The organism is Gemmatimonadaceae bacterium, from assembly GCA_035606695.1.
Lineage (GTDB): Bacteria > Gemmatimonadota > Gemmatimonadetes > Gemmatimonadales > Gemmatimonadaceae > JAQBQB01.
In genome coordinates this window covers 19,654-40,163 of record DATNEW010000040.1, presented here as the reverse complement: position 1 = coordinate 40,163, position 20,510 = coordinate 19,654, and the positions used below count along the sequence as shown (strand labels likewise).

Annotated in this window: 18 protein-coding genes; 9 read left to right on the top strand and 9 right to left on the bottom strand. The window is 64.2% G+C overall.

All coding sequences use genetic code 11. The features are described 5' to 3' along the window. The first annotated feature begins 18 nt into the window (after positions 1-18). Entirely contained in the window at positions 19-861 is an 843-nt protein-coding gene (locus tag VN706_21625; GenBank protein HXT18246.1) for an SAM-dependent methyltransferase, read from the top strand. An 11-nt stretch (positions 862-872) separates the two neighbouring features. Here VN706_21625 and VN706_21620 read toward each other — a convergent pair whose 3' ends face one another. Then, a complete protein-coding gene (locus VN706_21620) occupies positions 873-1,757 on the bottom strand; it encodes a cyanophycinase (GenBank protein ID HXT18245.1) in 885 nt (294 codons plus the stop codon). 146 nt (positions 1,758-1,903) lie between these two features. On the opposite strand from VN706_21620, the gene VN706_21615 reads away from it, so the two are divergent. Genes VN706_21615 through VN706_21605 form a run of 3 tightly spaced genes read left to right on the top strand, consistent with a single transcriptional unit; the run spans position 1,904 to position 5,374 of the window. Then, complete coding sequence (locus tag VN706_21615) at positions 1,904-3,457, top strand: ATPase domain-containing protein (GenBank protein HXT18244.1); 1,554 nt, start codon at positions 1,904-1,906, stop codon at positions 3,455-3,457. Further along, positions 3,444-4,655: a HAMP domain-containing sensor histidine kinase gene (locus VN706_21610; GenBank protein HXT18243.1), complete on the top strand. Its 1,212-nt coding sequence runs from the start codon at positions 3,444-3,446 to the stop codon at positions 4,653-4,655. The genes VN706_21615 and VN706_21610 overlap by 14 nt, the downstream gene beginning before the upstream one ends. A gap of 56 nt (positions 4,656-4,711) precedes the next feature. Further along, entirely contained in the window at positions 4,712-5,374 is a 663-nt protein-coding gene (locus VN706_21605) for a hypothetical protein (GenBank protein ID HXT18242.1), read from the top strand. Between the two features lie 16 nt (positions 5,375-5,390). On the opposite strand, the gene VN706_21600 is transcribed toward VN706_21605, so the two are convergent. After that, the gene (locus VN706_21600; GenBank protein ID HXT18241.1) at positions 5,391-5,639 is read right to left on the bottom strand and encodes a hypothetical protein; all 249 of its coding nucleotides are present in this window, start codon (positions 5,637-5,639) and stop codon (positions 5,391-5,393) included. A 331-nt stretch (positions 5,640-5,970) separates the two neighbouring features. On the opposite strand from VN706_21600, the gene VN706_21595 reads away from it, so the two are divergent. Beyond that, positions 5,971-7,593: an alpha/beta hydrolase-fold protein gene (locus tag VN706_21595; GenBank protein HXT18240.1), complete on the top strand. Its 1,623-nt coding sequence runs from the start codon at positions 5,971-5,973 to the stop codon at positions 7,591-7,593. A gap of 88 nt (positions 7,594-7,681) precedes the next feature. Here the strand turns inward: VN706_21595 and VN706_21590 are convergent, their stop codons facing one another. Then, positions 7,682-8,104 carry a GxxExxY protein gene (locus VN706_21590; GenBank protein HXT18239.1) on the bottom strand — a complete coding sequence of 141 codons (423 nt, stop codon included), beginning with the start codon at positions 8,102-8,104 and terminating at the stop codon, positions 7,682-7,684. A 56-nt stretch (positions 8,105-8,160) separates the two neighbouring features. Next, positions 8,161-9,444, bottom strand: coding sequence for a hypothetical protein (locus VN706_21585; protein ID HXT18238.1), 1,284 nt, complete (start codon positions 9,442-9,444; stop codon positions 8,161-8,163). 59 nt (positions 9,445-9,503) lie between these two features. Between VN706_21585 and VN706_21580 the strand changes: the two genes are divergently transcribed. Together VN706_21580 and VN706_21575 are read left to right on the top strand one after the other, a co-directional pair. Beyond that, positions 9,504-10,238 (top strand): zf-TFIIB domain-containing protein, encoded by a 735-nt coding sequence (locus tag VN706_21580; protein HXT18237.1) that lies wholly within the window; start codon positions 9,504-9,506, stop codon positions 10,236-10,238. 34 nt (positions 10,239-10,272) lie between these two features. Further along, the gene (locus VN706_21575; GenBank protein ID HXT18236.1) at positions 10,273-11,352 is read left to right on the top strand and encodes an SPFH domain-containing protein; all 1,080 of its coding nucleotides are present in this window, start codon (positions 10,273-10,275) and stop codon (positions 11,350-11,352) included. Positions 11,353-11,502: 150 nt separating this feature from the next. Here the strand turns inward: VN706_21575 and VN706_21570 are convergent, their stop codons facing one another. The 4 genes from VN706_21570 to VN706_21555 form a co-directional block, all read right to left on the bottom strand. Beyond that, positions 11,503-11,841: a hypothetical protein gene (locus tag VN706_21570; protein HXT18235.1), complete on the bottom strand. Its 339-nt coding sequence runs from the start codon at positions 11,839-11,841 to the stop codon at positions 11,503-11,505. Further along, the gene (locus tag VN706_21565) at positions 11,838-12,413 is read right to left on the bottom strand and encodes a hypothetical protein (GenBank protein ID HXT18234.1); all 576 of its coding nucleotides are present in this window, start codon (positions 12,411-12,413) and stop codon (positions 11,838-11,840) included. Before VN706_21565 ends, VN706_21570 begins: the two co-directional genes overlap by 4 nt. Positions 12,414-12,517: 104 nt before the next feature. Then, on the bottom strand, positions 12,518-15,088 hold the full coding sequence (locus VN706_21560) for a glycoside hydrolase family 2 protein (GenBank protein ID HXT18233.1): 2,571 nt from the start codon (positions 15,086-15,088) through the stop codon (positions 12,518-12,520). A gap of 149 nt (positions 15,089-15,237) precedes the next feature. After that, positions 15,238-16,653 (bottom strand): APC family permease, encoded by a 1,416-nt coding sequence (locus VN706_21555; GenBank protein HXT18232.1) that lies wholly within the window; start codon positions 16,651-16,653, stop codon positions 15,238-15,240. A gap of 131 nt (positions 16,654-16,784) precedes the next feature. Between VN706_21555 and VN706_21550 the strand changes: the two genes are divergently transcribed. Further along, complete coding sequence (locus VN706_21550) at positions 16,785-18,566, top strand: alpha/beta fold hydrolase (GenBank protein ID HXT18231.1); 1,782 nt, start codon at positions 16,785-16,787, stop codon at positions 18,564-18,566. Continuing rightward, positions 18,563-19,876 (top strand): Gfo/Idh/MocA family oxidoreductase, encoded by a 1,314-nt coding sequence (locus VN706_21545; protein HXT18230.1) that lies wholly within the window; start codon positions 18,563-18,565, stop codon positions 19,874-19,876. The genes VN706_21550 and VN706_21545 overlap by 4 nt, the downstream gene beginning before the upstream one ends. A gap of 198 nt (positions 19,877-20,074) precedes the next feature. Here VN706_21545 and VN706_21540 read toward each other — a convergent pair whose 3' ends face one another. Next, the gene (locus VN706_21540) at positions 20,075-20,488 is read right to left on the bottom strand and encodes a GxxExxY protein (protein ID HXT18229.1); all 414 of its coding nucleotides are present in this window, start codon (positions 20,486-20,488) and stop codon (positions 20,075-20,077) included. Between the last annotated feature and the right edge of the window lie 22 nt (positions 20,489-20,510).

Here is a 20,510-nt window from a genome sequence, read left to right as displayed (position 1 = left end):
TCCGAACCCACCTGAACCATGAAAGCCGACCGCCCCAGCCGCACCGCCCGCCTCGTCACATTTGGCCGCGCACTGGCTGACGTTGGCATCTCGCACGTGATTGACTTCAGCGATCCCACGGCGCGAGTGTTTCTCGGCGAAAAGCAAAAGCGGCGCCTCGCGGCGATCGAGCGCGCGGCACGACAAGCCAAGCGCTCGTCCAAGGTCGAGATGGCGCGCGGCATGGCCGACATCATGGCCCTCCGCACGGCCGCGATCGACGCCGCCGCCCGCGACGCCATCGCCCGCGGCGCGCGGCAGGTCGTCATCCTCGGCGCCGGTTACGACGGACGTGCATGGCGCATGCGCGAGCTGCGCGATATTAGAGTTTTCGAAATCGACCATCCCGCGACGCAGAACGAGAAGCGCTCACACCTCGCGGAGCTGCCGCCGGCGATCGGAGTTGTCACCTTCGTCCCGATCGACTTCGAGCGCGACTCGCTCGATAAGGTGCTCGAGCGCGCCGGCCACGATCGTTCCGCACCGACCTGCTGGATTTGGGAAGGCGTCGTGATGTACCTGACGCACGAGTCCGTGCGTGCGACGCTCGCGAGCATTGCGGGAAGAAGCGCGCCGGGCTCCACGTTGATCGTGAACTACCATACCGGAGCCCGGCGGCTGTTCGCGCGCCTGATTCTCCGGCTGATCGGCGAACCGCACATCAGCGCGTGGACGCCGGCCGAGATGGCGAGTGATCTGCGCGCCGCGGGATTCACCGTCCGCGAAGACTCGAGCACGGCCGAGTGGAATGCGTGGTACGCCGAGGGCCGGTCGGGGGTCGGGCGCGTGATCTACATGCGCATCGCGGTTGCGTCGCGATAGCTCGCGATAGCTCAAGGCAGCCGCGCCACGCCCGTCTTTGGATCGAACGTCGCTCCCGCCGGCAACACGTGCATCCGAATGTCCGTCGCGCCGAGCGCCCCGGCATTCATAGAACTTATATGAGAATGCCGGGCGTCGTAGACGATGACGACACTCTCGCCGGCGACGCGCCACGGCCCACTCGGCGGCACGATAAGCGCCGTCGACTCATCGATCCCCACCGCGAGATGCGGCGCATCCTCGAGCGCCACGCTGATCAACCGATTGTGCCGTTTGCGACGCAGGAAATGTTGATCGACGATGGCATCGCGCAGAAAACCAAAGCCCGAATCGACGACGATGTCGCCGCGCGCGATCGTCATGAATCCGCCCGTGCTCGTGTCGGGACGCGCGCCGCCGGGATGCCGCTCGTCCCCGGTGAGCATCACCGCCGACATCACCGCGGCGCCGGCCGACGTGCCGCCGATCACCGCACCGTCGCGATAGAGCGCGTGCATCGCCGAGTCGACCTTCGTTCCTCGCAACGCGGCGATGAGCTTCACCTGATCGCCGCCGATGAACCAGATGCCCGTCGCGCCCTCGAGGAGCAGCGCCACCGAATCCGTGTTCGCCTGCGCGCGGTTCACCCAGACGTTGCGCGAATTCGCGCCGAGCCGGCGGAGCTCCCGAGCTTTCTCCTCCCCGCCCTTCTCGCCGTCCTCGCTCGCCATCCCGAACACGATGATGCGCGCGCGACCTTTGCCGCCGGCGAGATCGACGAACTGTTGCACGAGCGCCGGCGGCTGCGGTCCGCCGCCCACGATCATCAGCGTGCCGCGCACGTGACTCGTCTGTGACGACGCTCGAGACGAGACACCGGCGACGAGGAGCAGTACCACAGCACAGCGCAGCTGCATGACATTTCCGGATGAGGGGACAACCCAAATTATCGCGCGGCGTACGGTCGTGCTCGCTGAACATTCGTTCGCTGGCGATTGGTACATGGCTTGAATAGCCTTCTGTAGCGGCGAAGCTTGGCCGCGGCATTGTCCCGGAGCCATGCTTGCCTGACCGCCACGCCGCGGGAAAATCCTCTGCCGACCGGGGCCGCGCGAGCCTTGGAGTGCAGGGGCTCGACGACATCATCGGGGGCGGATTGCCCTGCAACCGCCTCTACCTCGTCGACGGCGAGCCCGGCACCGGCAAGACGACACTCGCCATGCACTTCCTTATGGAAGGGCGCGAGCACGGCGAGCACGGGCTCTACGTCACGCTCTCGGAGACGGAAGAGGAGCTTGGCGCGGCCGCCGAATCGCACGGCTGGTCGCTCGAGGGAATCACCGTGCTCGAGCTGTCGTCGGTGCAGGACAAGGATCCGGACGAAGCGTACACGCTCTTTCATCCGGCCGAAGTCGAGCTCCAGCAGACGATCGAACTGGTGCTCGCGCAGGTCGAGAAGCACAAGCCGGCGCGCGTCGTTTTCGACTCGCTGAGCGAGATGCGCATGCTCGCGCGCGACGCGCTGCGCTTTCGCCGCCAGATCCTGGCGCTCAAGCAATTCTTCAGCGGGCGCGACTGCACGGTGTTGCTACTTGACGATCGCAGCCACCCCCAGGGCGATCTGCAACTGCAAAGCCTGGCGCACGGCGTGATTCTGCTCGAGCACCTCGCCATGGAGTACGGCGCGGAGCGTCGCCGCCTGCAAGTGATGAAGCTGCGCGGCGTGCGCTTCCGCGGCGGGTATCACGATTTTCGAATTCGTACGGGCGGCGTGGAAGTGTATCCGCGCATATTGCGCCACGAGCGAGGCGCTGTCGGAGAGCCGCGCGTGATCACCAGCGGCTCGACCGAGCTCGATGCGCTGCTGGGCGGGGGCCTCCTCACGGGCACGAGCACGTTGCTCATGGGATCGGCCGGCACGGGCAAATCGATTCTCTGCATGCAGTACGCCGAGCGAATGGCGAACGAGAACTTGCGCGCGCGCGTGTATCTGTTCGACGAGCGCATCTCCACCGCGCACATGCGCGCGAAGGGACTCGGCATCGGCGGCTCGAAGGCGATGACCGACGGACGCCTCGTGCTTCGGCAGATCGAGCCGACCGAGATGTCGCCCGGCGAGTTCGCGCAGGACATCGTGCGCGCGGTCGAGGAGGACGGCGTACAGTTGATCGTCCTCGACTCGATCAACGGCTACATGCAGGCGATGCCGGCCGAGCGGCTGCTCCTGGTGCAGGTGCACGAGCTGCTGAGTTATCTCGCCGACCGCGGCGTCTCGATCATCATGACGCTGGTGCAGCACGGTGTCTTCGGCGGCGAGGTCGACGAAGCCGCCGAAGTGAGCTACCTCGCCGATACCGTCATATTATTACGATACTTTGAATATTCCGGCTCGGTTCGGCGCGCCATCTCGGTCGTGAAGAAGCGCAACGGGATGCACGAATCGACCATTCGCGAGTTCGGGATCGGGCCCGGCGGCCTTCGCCTGGGCGAGCCGCTGCACGATTTCCGCGGCGTGTTGACGGGCGTGCCGGAGTACACGGGACCGAGCGGGCCGCTGATGGCGGATGTCGCGGCACCGCGTCCAAGTATCGCAGACGGTGCACATGGCCGCCGCTGAGGTCATTCGCATGGTGACCGACGACGTGGCCGGCGTCGCCGACGCGGCACGCGCCGAACGGTCCAAGCGCATCGCCATCCTCGCGCCGACAGGACGCGATGCCCCGCTCGCCCAACGCGTGCTGGCCCGCTGGCACATCGACGCCGAAGCGTACGAGGACGTCGAGTCGCTCGTCGCCGCGATGCGCCACGGCGTAGGCGCGCTCGTCCTTGCCGAGGAAGCGCTGGTCGCGACGGTGCGCGAGGCGATCGTGGCGGAACTGGACAGTCAGCCCAGCTGGTCGGACCTCCCGCTGATCATCCTGACGGCCGAGGGCGAGCTGTCGCATTCGATCGCCCAGGGCATCGAATCGATCGCGATGCGCAGCAACATCACGCTGCTCGAACGGCCGGTGCGTGTGGCAACGCTCGTCACCACCGTGCGATCGGCGCTTCGCGCCCGCGAGCGGCAATACGACGTGCGCGATCATCTCGTGCTGCTCAGTGAAGCACGCGCGGAAGCGGAGGCGGCGAATCGCGCGAAGTCGGATTTTCTGGCGATGATGAGCCACGAGCTGCGCACGCCGCTCAACGCCATCGGCGGCTACGCGGACTTGATCCTGCTCGGCATTCGCGGCGAGATCACCGAGGAACAGCGCGAAGACCTCCTGCGCATTCAACGCAGCCAGCGACACCTGCTCGGCTTGATCAACGGCGTGCTCAATTTCGCCCGCATCGAGCGCGGAACGCTCAAGTATGAGATCTCCAGTGTCGCGGTCAGCGAGGTGCTCGCGATCGCCGAGTCGCTGGTGGCGCCGCAGGCGCGGGCGAGCGGATTGCGGATCGAGTTCGACGTTGGCGAAGGGCTGCGCGTACGCGCCGATCGCGACAAGCTCCAGCAGGTGATACTGAATCTTCTCGCGAACGCGATCAAGTTCACCGATCGCGGCGGCCATGTGCGCGTGGGCTGCGAGCGCCGCGATCAGGGACGTGTGTCGATCACCGTTGAAGACACGGGCTGCGGGATTCCGCGCGACAAGCTCGAGCAGATCTTCGAGCCGTTCGTGCAGGTCGACAGCCGCTTCATGCATCCGCGCGACGGCGTGGGGCTCGGACTCTCGATCAGCCGCGATCTCGCGCGCGGCATGGGCGGCGATCTGACGGCGGAAAGCGAGCTCGGCGTCGGCAGCAAGTTCACGTTGACACTGGTAACGGGCTGACGTCGCGATACCCCGCGTGCGCACTCGTACTCGCACTCGGCGCCTGTGTGCCGAGGGTGGAGCTGCCCGTCGCGCCGTTCACGTCGCCGGCGATCCTGGCGCCGACCGATTCAGCCGCGCGACTCGCGCGCGCACTCGCGCCGACGCTGTGGATTCAACGCGACGAACCGTTCCCGCTCGTGCGCACGGCGGCGGTCGTGCATCCGACGAAGCCGATCGTCGCATATCATCTGCTCTGGCAGCATGACGTGAACGGCCAGTGGCTGCCGTGGGCGAAGCCGAGCGATGAGGAGATCGTGTGGGTCGGCTACGATCCCGCGACCGGCAAGGCGACGGACATCTGGACGTACTGGCATCACACGGTGCTGCACGCGGATTGGCGCGAGCGCGGCGCGCCGGCGATCGACGTGCAGTGGGGCAAACACGGATCGCTGCCGCATGGCGTGATCGAGAGTGATTTGCCGCGCTTCAAGACGATGAACGCGTTCTACGCCGTCGAGTTCGCGTTGTTGCCGGACATCTGGATCGGGAAGCTCGCGCACGGCGGGCCGTGGGGCTTCTTCCATTCGTACGGGCGCTATCGCGAGTACACGAACCCGCTGCAGCTGGCGGATCGCTTGGACGCGGTGATCGCGTCCGAGGATCCGCGTGATGCGCTGCATGCGGTGTTCGGGAAGAGGTACTCGAACAAGTTGTGGTGGCCCTGGGATCTGAAGTAGCCGCTGAGCGATAGGCTCAGCGCGTCCAGGTGATCGTCATCTCGTCGGTGTACGTGAGAAGATCGTTGAGAATGCGCGCGAAGATGCGATGCTCGCGCGCCGGTTCGCCCGCATGGGTCACAGGCGGAGGCGAGCGATGGTGACACGAAGCGACGTGGCCATCGAGTACGTGCTGCTCATATTCGACGATCCAGCTGTCGCGATCGATGCGTCCGAGCGCGGCATCCGTGAAGACGTCGAGGCAAATACATGGTGGATTCTTCATAGGCTGGTCTCCCGCGCGGGTGGGCCGCGCTGACTGGGACCCTACGAGCATCGGTGGAGGGGGCGGCGCGGTGAATTTTGGGCCCGTTTGGCGGAACGAAATGTTCCGGGCAGCAGAGCTTAAGTTTTTGAGAGATTGGGTTCTTCGAGGGAAAGTGGATCGGCGCGAGCCAGTCAATGAGACGACCAGTTCTGACGAGATCTGACCAGATCTGTCGCACGGCGCCAAACTCTATCGCGTCCGTACACTCCAAGGCCGTCCAGATCTGGTCAGATTTTGTCAGCCCCGGTCGTTGTCTAAAGTTTTAGCTCACCCCAGACATCGAGATTCTGTGCCGCTTCGACACCTGCTGATCGCGCTCGCTGCCGCGCAGACCCTGTCCGCACAGCGCGTAGAGATCACGTTCCCCCGCGCCGCCCACGCCGCTCCGATCACGGGCCGCGTCTACATCGCGCTCAGCAAGACCAGCGACGCGCAACGGCCACCGATCAGACAAACAGGCGAGACCGGCGTCCCGCTGTTCGGGGTCGACATCGACAACGTCGCGCCGGGCACACCGTTGATCGTCGATGCGCGCGCGTTCGGCTTTCCGGTTCGGAGTCTGCGCGACATTCCCGCGGGCGACTATTGGATCGAGCCGTTCATCAACGTTTATACGAAGTTCGTGCGCGCCGACGGGCACACCGTCTGGATGCACATGGATCAATGGGAAGGCCAGCAGTGGCAGCGATCGCCGGGCAATCTCTACGGCGAACCGATCAAGATCCACTTCGATCCTAAATCGTCCGCGCCGATCAAGCTCGTCGCCGACAAAGTCATTCCGCCCGTCACCGTGCCGGCGGACAACGAGTATGTGAAGCGGATCAAGATCCAGAGCCGCATTCTCACCAAGTGGTGGGGCCAGCCCATCTACCTCGGCGCCACGGTGCTCTTGCCGAAGGATTACGACAAGCATCCCGACGTGAAGTATCCCGTCGTCTACGACGAAGGACATTTCAGCCTCGGCGCTCCGGGCGGGTTCGGCGCGACGGGCGGACGCGGTGGACGCGGCGCGCGCGGTGGACAGAGCTTCACGGATTATTGGCTCGCCGACAACACGCCGCGCATGCTGCTGGTGACGCTGCAACACCCATCGCCCTACTACGACGATTCGTACGGCGTCAACTCGGCCAACAACGGCCCGTATGGTGACGCGATCACGCAGGAGCTGATTCCGGCGGTCGAATCGCAGTTCCGCGCGATCGGCCAGCCGTGGGCGCGACTGCTCACCGGCGGATCGACGGGCGGATGGATCTCACTCGCGCATCAGGTGTTCTATCCCGACTTCTACGGCGGCACGTGGTCCCTGTGTCCCGACGGCGTCGATTTTCGCTATCACCAGATCGTGAACATCTACGACGACGCGAACGCGTACTACATCGATCACGACTGGATGAAGGTCGAGCGCCCCACGCAGCGGCGGCCCGACGGCAACATCGTCGCGATGATGAAGGACGAGAACTGGTCGGAGCTCGCGCAGGGCGATCATTCGCGCTCGGGCGGCCAGTGGGACATCTGGGAGGCGACTTATGGCCCCGTCGGCGCTGACGGCTATCCGCAGCGGATCTGGGACAAGCAAACCGGCGCGATCGACAAGCGCGTCGCGGCATACTGGAAGGAACATTATGATTTGCGAAACATTCTCGAGACGCATTGGAGCACCCTCGGGCCCAAGCTCGCCGACAAGATGAATGTCTATGTGGGCGATGCGGATTCCTATTTCCTGAACATGGGCGTGCACATGCTCGAGACCTTTCTGAAGACGACGACCGCACCAGCGTGGTCGGGCGAGATCGTGTTTCAGCCGATGGCGCCGCATTGCTGGGGACCGCCTCTGAGCGAGCTCATTCCGAAGATGGCTGCACAGGTGGAAAAACATGCTCCTGCGGGGACATCTTCTGGCTGGCGGTATTGAGAACCGATCTGGTCAGATTTTGTCAGATTTGGTCGTATTTCAATATTGAAAACGACAACATCCGACAAGATCCGACCACATCTGTAGATCAAGGGCCGGAGTTTGTTAACACGCGCGCGAAGCCGGGGTTCTCGCCGAAATTCAGGACCATGCCGACGGGAAGGCCGGCGGTTTTGGCGTAGCGCCAGACCTGCTCGCGGTGCGGCAGCAAGACTCCTCGCGAGACTTTGACTTCGACGATCACGAGTCCTTCGACGACGATGTCGGCGCGGAAGAGACCGATGACGACGCCGTGGAAGACCATCTCGTACGGCACTTCGCGGCGGACGTTCAAGCCAAGCTCACGAAGCTGCACCGATACGCCGTTCGCGTAGAGGTACTCGGGAAACCCTGGCCCAACCTCCCGTTTCACCGCATAGAACGCGGCGATGATCTTTCTGGTGACGTCGCCGTGCAGTAATCCGCTGTTGTCAGATCCGGCCGGATCCGGTCGTTGTGAATTTGTGCTCATGCGCGACACTGCCATAGCCGCCGCGCACGACCACCATCATTCCGACGCCGCCACCATCACTCCACGATCCATTTGAACTGGCTCTTCATGAGGTTGTACGACCCACGTCCGACGTGCGTCGCCGTCACATGCAGCGGCGCCCCCGCGAACGTCCCATCCAGCTGCAACGTATCCTGCACCCGCGCCCACTTGAGCTCCGCGGTGCGGCCGCCCCTGCACCGCAACGAGAGAACGGACGCAGTCCCCCGGCCGGGCGTGCGGCCACAGCCGACGAGAGAATCCGATGTGGTCAGCACGACCCCGAATGGGCTCACCACCATCCGCCGCCACGGCGTCGCCGCATTCGACGCGGTCACCACCCACGCGCCGTCGAGCGGTGAATCCGCCGGACGATGCAGCGTCGGCGCCATCGCCACGATCGACGACAGCATCACGCTGCCCACGCCAACGGTCTTGATCGTGTTGCGCCACGCCGGCGACATGCTGTCCTGGAGCCACGTCGACGAGCGATCGATCGCCACCGCGCGGCCGCGCACGAAGAAATCGAACAGGCGCCGCGCATCGTACAACACGAGCACGGCCGCCGAGATGGTGATCATCGTCGCGTAGAGCTTGACCGGCACACCGTACGCATAGTTCAACAGCGCGACATTCGTCATCACCGCGACCGCGAGCAGCGCGCCGAGCGTTGCCGTGCGCCGGAAGCAGAGGAGCGCCACGGCCAGGAATTCCATCACCCCGCCGAAGAACGCGTAGGCGCGTGAGTATTCCATAAAGGTCCACAGGAGCATCATCGGCGACAGGTCGCCGACGCGCGTCTCGAGTGTCGTGATCGGAACCGGCGGGAACTGCTGCGGCAGCAGCTTCGCGATCGCGTAGCTCATGATCCCGAGCACGATCGAATAGCGAAGCAGCACGCGCAGTGTGCTCTCGACCCATTTCCCTTTTGGGCGGCGGCGGTCGGCGAACGCCCACGCGAGGGCACCGATCACTCCGATCGCGACGGCGAGCAGCAGTCTCGCGTACTCCTCCGAGACGTCGCCGTTATCGCCCTGATATGAGTTTTGTGTGATCCGCGCGACGTGCAGCACGTTTCGCGCAACCCACACGGCCGGCGGCGTGAAGAGGTGTCCCCAGCGCGGCGCGAGACCGGTCTCGTTGAATCCCCCGCCGCCGAGCGACGGATAGTTGTTGATGAAGAGCGGCAGATGGTACAGGCCGAACGCGATCAGCGCGAATCGTTCGGCGAAACGGCGCAGGAGACTTGGAGCTACAGGCAGCGCATCGGACGCCGGCGTGTACATTGGCGCGGGTTGCGCCTGAATCGAGGAAACAGTCATGCGATAGACTGCGCACCGGGCGTGGCGTTCGCAAGCATTTCAGCGTTATAGTATGGTCCGTGCCCTCGTCCCTCAACTGCCCCACCTGCGGCGCACCGGCGCCGAGCGCGACGGCGTCGCGGTGCGAGTACTGCGGCTCGACGCTGACGACTGTCGCGTGTCCGTCGTGCTTCGGCGCGATGTTCGCCGGCATGGACTTTTGCCCGCACTGCGGCGCGAAAGCCGCGCGTACGGTGGGCGATGCCGCGTCCGCGCTGCCGTGTCCCGGCTGCAAGGCCGAGATGCGCGCGGTGACCATCGGCACCACGCCGATGCACGAGTGCGCGGCTTGCGCGAGCCTGTGGCTCGATGCCGCAACCTTCACACAGCTATGTACGAACCGCGAGGAGCGGGGCGCCGTGATCGCCTTCGCCGATGTGACGACACGCGCGCCCACAGCGCGGTCGGCGCCCAGCGCGGCCGTTCGATATGTGCCCTGTCCGATGTGCGCGAAGATCATGAATCGCCAGAACTTTGGCCGCCGTTCGGGCGTGATCGTCGACGTGTGCAAGGGGCACGGCGTGTGGTTCGAGGACAACGAGCTGCATGCCGCGCTCGCGTTCATCGACAGCGGCGGGTTCGAGCGCGCACGCCAGGAAGACGTCAAGCAACAACTCGACGAGCAGGCAAAGCTCATTCGCGAGTTCGAGGAGAGCGGCCAGCGCTTTCGGGAGCTCGACGCCGCGATGACTCACCGCACCAAGCCCGGCGCGTCGAGTTTGCTCGAGGATGCGTTGCGCTCGTTCTTCTCGTAGCGTCGTAGGCAGGACCTCAACCAGGAGCACTCGCGTGACTCTGCGTGACTTCGTCGCCGGCGAATTGATCGACATCATCGAGTGGCTCGACGAGTCGCGCGACACGATGGTCTGGCGCTTTCCTCGGCCCAACAACGAGATCAAGAACGGCGCGCAGCTCATCGTGCGCCCGGGCCAAGCGGCGCTGCTGGTCGATCAGGGCAAGGTCGCCGACGAATTCGGACCCGGGCGGCACGTGCTGGCGACGTCGAACCTTCCGGTGCTCTCGCGACTGCGCGGGTGGAAGTACGGCTTCGCGAGTCCGTTCAAGGCCGAAGTCGTCTTCGTGAACACGACGCAGTTCACGAACCGGAAGTGGGGGACGTCGAACCCGGTGATCGTGCGCGATGCGCAGCTCGGGCCCGTTCGGCTGCGCGCGTTCGGCACGTTCTCGGTGCGCATCGAGAATCCGCACACGTTCGTCGACGAGATCGTCGGCACGAACGCCTTGTTCACGGTGGATCTCATCGGCGAGCAATTACGAGACTTCGTCGTCTCGAAAGTCTCGGGCGCGCTCGCGGAGTCTCAGGTGTCGATCTTCGATCTGGCGGCGCGCTACGGCGAGCTGGGTGCGAGCATTCAGCAGCGGGTCGCGCCGGATTTCGCGCAGTATGGATTAGAGATCTCTCAACTCGTGGTCGAGAATGTGTCGCTGCCGGCGGAGGTCGAGGCGGCGATCGATCAGCGGGCGAAGTTGGGGGTGATCGGGAATCTCGATCAGTATGCGAAACTGCAGAGTGCCGATGCCGTGCGGGACGCGGCGAAGAATCCGGGATCGGGAATGGGGGCGGTGGTCGGCCTCGGACTGGGGTCGGCGGCCGTCGCGCAGACGCAGGCACAGCCGCCCGCGGTGAATCTCGAGCCGCCGCCGGTGCCGCACGGCGACGCGTGGTATTACGTGGTAAATGGTGAGCGTCGCGGACCGACGGACTTAGCGGGACTCAAGCGGGCGGCGGCGAGCGGAGAGCTTGGTGCGGACACCCTGGTGTGGAAGGCGGGGATGGCGGGGTGGGAGGCGGTGCGAAACGTGGATGACCTCAGGCAGGTGGTTGCGACCGAGGGCACGCGAGGGTGATGCATGCTCAGGCTCGAACCCGCGTCATCGACAAGGTATTCGCGAGCCCGAAATCCGGATTGGGGCATCTGGAAGTCGAGAACGACCCGGACCAAAACTCGCCATCATTGGACGCTGTCTTGATTCGCCATATCGGCCGCCTTCCTTTACCTACAGCTTGTCGATGATTCTCTGGCGTGCTCTCCAATACTCGTCTTCATCAAGCTGATTGTCCAAGAATAGCAAATCAATCTCTCTCAGGTCCTGTGCGACGTCCCGCACTGCGCTGCGTCGCACGCCCTCCAAGACGCCGATCGCGTTAAGAGCGGCAAACAATCCACCCAGCGTCGTGGCGAAGAGGACGGAATCTCCGACGAGCGATGGGGCGGCCACTGCGATTGCTTGCCCTACGGCCAAGCCGATGACGCCAAAGCCCGTGGCCTCGCCCGCTCTGCGCGCGGTTTGTGACAGCGCGTGGTGGCGCCGGTCGTACAGTTTGGGCGACGTCACCAAGCGCGTTCAACCCTAAGTTCTTGCAGCAGCCGTTGCGCGAAAACGGCGATTTCTATCGGCACGGGATCGGTTGCACGTCGCCCGTACCGAGAATGGAAGAACCACAACGACGCCAACGTCAATGCGGCTGCAGAAAGGACGGCTCCGACGACTTGGCGCGCTTCGGGATTGCTTGCTGGCATAAAGAGCAGCACGGCGAAGGCGCCTAGCCCGCACACAGTCGAGATGGCCCGCAGACGACGCTCTGACAGCAAGACGATTCGCCCGACACGGTCGAATGCCTCGCGCTCGCGCATTCCGCTCAATATGCGAAGCCCTTCGATTACTTGTGCGCGTTTAGAACTGTCTGAATAGTCGATCCCACCCGGGAATATCTGGCGGATCGGGAAGAAGAAATCGTGTCGCCGCGCGGCTCCGAGCAGTGATGAGGCCATCCGGAAGAGGACTTCAAGACGCTCGTCATTCGACAGCTGGGCATACAAACGTCTCGAGCCGCTTTCCGCCCCGCTTCCTGCCCACGTCGTCGTCACGGTCTTTACCCCGAGAATCGAATCGGCATTAATGTGCAAGGTCTTACAGATATCGCCAGACCCTGATTCTGGCGTCTTCGGCCGAGACCGCGACTGCTAGATTGCGTTCAGCGATTGTCGCGAACGTCGGAAGCCGGCTTCTCCTACCGCTTATTCCACGGCGTGACCACCAGCTTCGGCGCTCCGTGGATATCGCGGTTCCGCCACCGCGCCGTGATCGTCCGCGTCTCTCCCGGCAGCAGCGTCACGTAGTTGTCTTCCCAAAATACGGGCAGCGCTTCCTGTCCGTCGCTGCCGACCACCCGCAACCGCACGAAGAACGCCAGCGACTTTCCAGAATTGGTAAGTGTGACGCGTGCATCGCTCGTCGTGGCTCCTCGAGTGAATCTTGCAGACGACTTCACCGAACCCGCCGGCATGGTCTTGAGCGCCGTGAAATCCGCGAACGCCTTCACCGGCGTCATGTACCAGGTCGACGTATCGGCAAGCACGTCGGGCTTGGACGACAGCCAATAAAAGTTCGTGCTGAGCGACGCGCCGGCCGCCGTCGTGAGGCGCAAATCGGCGAAATAGGCGCCGTTGACGTTGGCGGGCTCCGCCAGCGCGAACAGTTTCATGCTGCTGTCCGCCGGAAGGTCGAGCGTCGTGTCGCGCGTCGAGAGAACCGATCCGTCGATCCCCAGCGTCCGCGCGCGCAGACGAACGCCTTTGACCGCGTGCCGTTCGGCATTCACGACCGCGATGCTGCGATCATCGTACGAGTACAACACGTGCACCGGCTCGTTCGCCTTCTTCGCGCCGAAGTATCCCCCCGCGGGGAGCAGATACCAGTCGAAGAGATGCCAGTAGATCGACGGCCACGCGTTGTTGAACATCCATTGAATCACGCCCGTGGACGTGTACTTGTTGCGGCGATACGCCTCGAACATCGCGCGCTCGCCCTCGTACGTCATCAGCTGCGACGTCGAGGTGTACTCTTCCGCCGTCGTCGGCGCGCCGAAGCGTGTCGAGAGCGCGGTGTTGAATCGATCGAGCAGATGCGTGAACTGTCCGCCCGCCGCGTGGAAGAGCCACACGCTGTCGAGTGGCCACTTGATGTCGCGCTCGGGCATCATGCGGCGAATGCTCTCGATGGGCGGCACCGCCGCGCCGGGACTCGTCTCGGTGTTGTAGCCCCACCCCCCCCCGTGTGTCGCGTCCTGCATCCAATAGCCCGGCGGCACCCAATCGTACGGGCCGGTCATCTTCACGCCGCTCGCGCCGGAGAATTGCGCCGGCTTGGCGCTGGCCGACGACACGGTCGGATTCGGCCAATGCTCGCTCCTCTCGATGCCGAGGTACATCTGCTCGACGTCGGCCGGCGGCGGATTGTCGCTGCCGTTGAGCCAAACGAAGACGCTCGGATGCGCGCGCAGCCGACGAATCTGATCGCGCAGCGACAACCCCGCGACCATGTGCTGCTCGGCGCCCCACTTCGGCCATTCCTCGAATGCCTCGCAACACACCCAACCCGTCATGACGAGAAGGCCCAGGCTGTCGGTGCGCTCGAAGAAACGATCGTCCTCGTAGTTGCCCTCGAGGCGAAGCGTGTTGAGGTGCATGTCGAGCGCGTAGCGAAGCTGATCGTCCTGGCGCTGCGGTTGCGGGCGGAAGAACATGTCGGGCGCCCAACCGCCCCCGCGAATGAGAATGCGGCGGCCGTTCACGCGAAACAGCGCGGCACCGGACGGCGTCATCTCTGACGTCACTTCGCGAATACCAGTTCGCAAATGCTGATGATCGGAAGTTGCGCCGCCGATCGCGAACGCGACATCGAGATCGTACATCTCCGGAGACCCAAGCTCGGCGGGCCACCACAACCGCGGATTCGTCATGTGCGCCGCGGGCAGTTCGACGTACGAGCTGTCGCGCGCCGCGACGGTGAAGCGTTGATGCACGCGCATGCCGCCGATCGTCGCCGACAGTTCGCCACTGACCGCGCTATCCGCGAGATTCTTGAGATTCGTTCCAATGGTGACGTCGGCGGAGTGGCGGGTCGTATCGACTTTGCTGATGACGACCGGATAGCGCACGGCGACGTCGCCCGTCGTCGCGAGATACACCGGCTTCCACAAACCCATGTCCTTGTCGGGCGGCGACGGATTCCAATCGACCCACGTCGTTTGCAAATCGGGCGGTGTCGGCGCGGTGATCTCGACGGCGAGCGCATTCTCGCCGTTCTTCGCGAGATCGGCGGTGACGTCGTACTCGTAGCGGCGATAGGTGCCGGCGACCTGCGTGGAGTCGGCGATCCGCTTGCCGTTCAGCCAGATGTTCGCGCGATAGTTGATGCCGTCGAACTGCAGCGTCACATGCTTGCCGCGCGCGGCCGACGCCTTAAAGGTCGTACGATACCACCACGGCACCGCGTACGGGCTCGAGGGGTCCATCGGCAAGTGCACGAAGTTCAAGCCGATGTTGTACGTCATGCCCGGGATGGAGCGCAGGTTCATGCCGAAGAAGGGATCCTTGAACACGCCGGCGTCGACGAGCGCGCCGACGACCGTGGACGGGACCGTGGCCGCGTACCAATCGCCGCCGTGATACGACGGCGAAGAGATGCGTGCGCCGTCCGTGCCGACTTTCGCGGAGGATTGAATGCGCCAGCCGTCGTGAAGTGCGCGGCGGGTCTGGGCGCGGGCCGTGGCGGCGCCAAACAGCAACGCGATTGTCATCCCGAGCGGAGGTGCGTAGCGCCGGAGTCGAGGGACCCCCGTACGCCGAGGAGAGCCGCTGCTTCTCCGCCGGGACGGGGGTCCGTCGACTCGCTGCGCTCGCTCAGGATGACACGTAGCGTTCCAATGACAACGGAGTAAGACTTTCATCATACCGCCTCCACGAGGCCAAACGGCCAGCGCTTGGTATTCCACGACCACAGCAGAAACGCCAGCCCGCCGAGCGCGAGCACGCCGACGCCGAACAGCAGCACGCGCGCGTCGGTGGTGGCAAAGACGAAGATCCATCCGAAGAGCGCGACCAGCCCCGGCACCGGATACAGCCACATCTTGTACGGCCTCGGCATATCCGGCGCGCGTTTGCGCAATAACATCAGCCCGAAGATCTGTCCCATGAACTGCACGAGAATGCGCGTCACGATCAGCGCATCGATCACAGTGCCGAGCGAGAAGAAGCCGGCGACGATCGAGATCACGCCGAGGACGAGCAAGGAGACATATGGAAAGCCTTTCGTGGGATGCAACCGGCCGAACACACGGAAGAAATACCCACTCTCGGCAGCCGCATACGGAATACGCGAGTAGCCGAGCAGCAGCGCGAAGACCGAGCCGAACGCGGTCCAGAGCACGAGGAGCGTGAACACCGTTGCGACTTTCGTTCCGAACAACGTCTGCATGAAGATCGATACGACGAAATTCGACTCCGGATGAGCGCTCGCCGGTACGAAACTGCGCCACGGCACGACGCCGATGATCGACAAATTGATGCCGAGGTAGATGACGGCGACCGCGGCCGTGCTGTAGAGAATGGATTTCGGAATGACGCGGCCGGGATCGCGCACCTCGTCGCCGATGTAACACACATCGTAGTAGCCGAGGTAGTCGTAGATGCCGATGCGCGACGCGGCGCCAATGCCAAGGAAGAAGCCGATCGAGAAGTTGAACGCGCCGGGCGGAAAGTCGAACGCCACGCGCGGATTGAAGTGGAACATGCCGGCGACGATCACCGCGAGCACCGTGACGAGCGTGCCGATCCACAGCGCAATGGTGAGCTTCGCGATCGAGTGAATGCGCCGGTACAGGAGCGCGATGTTGACGATGCCAATCACCGTGACGAGCGCGATCTCCTGCGGCCGCGTCATCCCCTTCCAGATGTAGCTCGTGTAGTCGCCGAAGCCGATGTAGCCCGACGCGATCTCGAGCGGTCCGCTGAGCACGAACTGCCACACGAAGAGGAACGCCATGAGACGGCCGAACCGTTGGCTGCCGAACGCTTCGCGAAGGTAGTGAAACGATCCGCCGGAGCCCGGCATCGCGGCGCCGAGCTCGCTCCAGACCATGCCGTCGCAGATGACGATGACCAGGGCAACGATCCATCCCAGCATCGCCTGCGGGCCGCCCAGCGCCGACATCAGGAGCGGAATGGTGATGAACGGACCAACGCCGATCATGTTGGTCATGTTCAACGCGGTGGCCGGCAGGAGGCCGAACCGGCGCGTCAGGTGCGGCTGGTCGGGCGGCACGGAGGCGTCGGGGACTGCTGTCGGGTTCGCAGGGTCGGCCATTCGGCGCTCTCGGGTGATCGTGTTTTTTCGTCAACGAGCACGTCAACGAGCACGTTAGCCACCTCTGCAACATCTGCAACCTCGGCGCCATCATTGCGCGGGCCGGAGTGACCCGGCATGTTCGGCGAATCATGAGACCCCTTTCCCTGACGCTCGCGATCCTCGCGCTGATCGCCGGCTCCCGCGTCGCCGCCGCGCAGCGGGATGCCGTCGCTCGCGGCGGCGACACGTCGTTCACGCGCGCCGACGCGCAGCACGACATGGCGCTCCTGATGAAGATTCGAAATCCGCACGGCGTGCAGTCGCTCGAGCAGGTCACGCTCGGCGGCAGCAAACAGTGGATCTCCATTCGCGGGACCAACCGCGACAACCCGCTAATGTTGTTCATCCACGGCGGCCCCGGCGATGCGATGATGACACGCGAATGGGCGTTTCAACGGCCGTGGGAGGACTTCTTCACCGTCGTGCAGTGGGATCAGCGCGGCGGCGGAAAGAACGCGCTCGCCGACACGTCGAAAGCGATGCAGGCCACGTTCTCGGTGGCACGCGACGTCGCCGATGCCGAAGAGCTCGTGGCATTGCTCCGGCAGCGATTCGGAAAGCAGAAGATCGTCATCGTCGGCCATTCGTTCGGGACGGTGATCGGATCCGAGCTCGCGGCGCGTCACCCGGACTGGGTCAGCGTGTATGTGGGCATCGGCCAGGCGTCGCCGAATGGCGAGTCGATGCTCTACGACGACGTGCTCGCGCTGGCGCACGCGGCGAAGAACGCGACGGCCGTGGCGCAGCTCGATTCCATGAAAGGCTATCCCAACGTGCCCGGTGCCGCGCTCGCGCGCGACGTCGCCACGCTGCGCCGATGGTCGCGCTTTTTCGGCGGTGCATGGTACGGCGACCAGGACTGGTCAGCGTACTCCGCGATTCAGTGGCTTGGTCCCGAATACACCGACGCCGAGATGCGCGCGTTCGGTCCCGCGGAAGGACGCGTCACGGCACGCGTGCTCAGCGCCGACTTCTTCGGCCAGGACGCGAAACTTGCGCGTCACTTCGATGTGCCGGTCGTGTTCATGATGGGCCGGCACGATCTGCACACGCCGTACAGCGCGGCGAAGCGCTACTTCGACAGTCTCACGGCGCCGAGCAAGCGGTTCGTGACGTTCGAGGAGAGCGCGCACGTGCCGTTTCTCGAGGAGCCTGGGCACTTTCTCGAAGCGTTGCTGCGGGACGTGCAGCCGCTCGCCGCCGAGCGCGCCGAGGCTTGGACGTCGTTGTTCGACGGCAAGACACTCTCGGGCTGGCACGGACTGGGCTACGAGAAGACGCCGCCTGGATTGTGGGTGGTAGAGGACGGCGCCATCGTCCGCGTGCCGAACGGGCGCGCGCCCGTGCAGGCCGACGGGCAGCCACTCACGGGAATGGATCTCATCTCCGATCGCGCGTTTCGTGATTTCGAATTGTCGTGGGAATGGAAGATCGCGCCGGGCGGCAACAGCGGACTGAAATACAACGTCTCTGAATCGTTGTCGACGCACATGGATCCGCCGCATGCCGCCAAGGGCTGGGAATATCAAATGCTCGACGATTCGCTGGCCGAGGACAACAAGCTCGCCACGCATCGCACCGGGGCGCTGTACGACATGTTCGCGTCCAGCGAGCCCGGCGCGACGCGCCCCGCGGGCGAATGGAATTCGTCGCGCTTGATCTTCGTGGGCAATCACGGCGAGCATTGGTTGAACGGCGTCAAGGTCGTGTCGTTCGATCTCGGGACGCCGGCGTTCGACTCGGCGTTCGCGAAGAGCAAGTACGCGAAGTATCCGTCGTGGTTTCCAATCCGGCGCGCGGGACAGATCGTGCTGCAGGATCACGACGCGGGCGTGTGGTTTCGGAACATCAAGATTCGGGAGATCAAATGAGCGTCGATCGCCGCGAGTTTCTCAAGACGTCGTCGGTGGCCGGACTCGGCGCACTGGCCGCGCCGCTGCTGCGCCGCACCGGACCATCACCAAACGAGAAAGTCGTCGTCGCCGTCATCGGAGTGAACGGGCGCGGCGTGGTGCACGCGCAAAATTTTTCGTCGAGCGGCAATAGCGAGGTGGCGTACATCTGCGACGTCGACAGCAACGTCGTATCGAAGGGTGTGAGCGCCGCGACGGGGCAAGCGAAGGCGCCGAAGGTCGTCGGTGATTTCCGCCGTGTGCTCGACGATAAGTCAGTGGATGCGATCTCGATCGCGGTGCCCGATCACTGGCACGCGCCGATGGCGCTGCTGGCGCTCGCCGCGGGAAAGCACGTCTATCTCGAGAAGCCGAGCGGGCACGATCCGCACGAGGACGAGCTGCTGATCCGTGCGGCGACGAAGTACCGAACGCACGTACAGCTGGGCACGCAGCGGCGGTCGGGACCGCGGTTCTTCGAGGCGGTGCATGCGCTGCGCGACGGCGTGATCGGCACACCGTATCTCGCGCGGGCGTGGTACGCGAACACGCGCGTGGGTATCGGCAAGGGCAAGGTCGTGCCGGTGCCATCCAATCTCGATTATGAGTTGTGGCAAGGCCCGGCGCCGCGCACGCCGTATCGCGACAACGTCATTCACTACAACTGGCACTGGTTCACGCGCTGGGGCACGGGTGAGATCTGCAACAACGGCACGCACGAGATCGACGTCGCGCGTTGGCTGCTCGGCGTCGACTATCCGATCACGGTGGATTCGGTCGGGACGCGCCAGCATTTCGCGGACGATTGGGAATTTCCGGACACGCAGGATGCGACGTTCGAGTTCCAGGGCGGCAAGACGATCGTCTGGCACGGGCAGAGCTGTAACGGCCTGCCGATGTACGGCCGCGCGCGCGGGACGATGATCCTGGGTACGAACGGCAGCATGATCATCGATCAGGATGGATATGAGATCTCTGATATCAAGGGGAAGACGGTCACGCAGACGGCCGTCGTGCAGGCGGGCGATCCGCTGAACACCGTCGGCGACGATGCGCTGACCATGCTTCACATGAAGAACTTTCTCGACGCGATACGGACGGGTGCGAAGCTCAATGCGCCGATTTCGGATGGGGCGAAGACCGGGATGCTGTGCCATCTCGGGACCATTTCGCAGCAGACGGGGCGGAAGCTGCGTATCGATCCGGCGACTGGGCGGATTGTCGGCGACGCGGACGCGATGATGCGGTGGGGGCGTGAGTATGCGGCAGCGTGGGCGCCCGTGGGGTGAAGGGCAGAGCGCACGCGGACTAACGCGGGCACATCGCGGGCTCACGCGGACGAACACCAGAACACCAGAACACCAGAACACGCGAGAAAAAAAGCACAACCCACGAACTACAATCTCGCTCAGCTCGCGGAGTCCCTGGTGTTCGTCCGCGTTAGCCCGCGATGTGCCCGCGTTGGTCCGCGTGCGCCCTCCCCAGTCTTACCGATTGACGAACACCTCCAACGCCCCTTTCCGCGAATTCTCGAAAATGTACCGTTTGAAGCTCGGCTTCGGCCCGAAGTGCAACAGCATCCCGAGCTCCATTCGCGTCGCCCGTAGATAGTTCAATACTTGTTTGTCGTACGACTCGTCGAACGCCCTCGACGCTTTGATCTCGACGACGACCCGACCTTCAATGATGAAATCCGTTCGATACCGTCCAATCGGCCGGCCATCGTAGAAGACGTCGACGGGTTGTTCGCGAGTGAACCGGATGCCGTGTCGCTCGAGCTCGATCTCGAAGCCCGCACCGTACACACTTTCCAGAAAGCCATACCCCAGCTTGTCATACACGGCGTAAAACGCGCCGATGATGCGACCGGTCAGGTCTGCGTCCTTCAGGTTTTCCGACATGCCCACACATTGACGCGCCGAC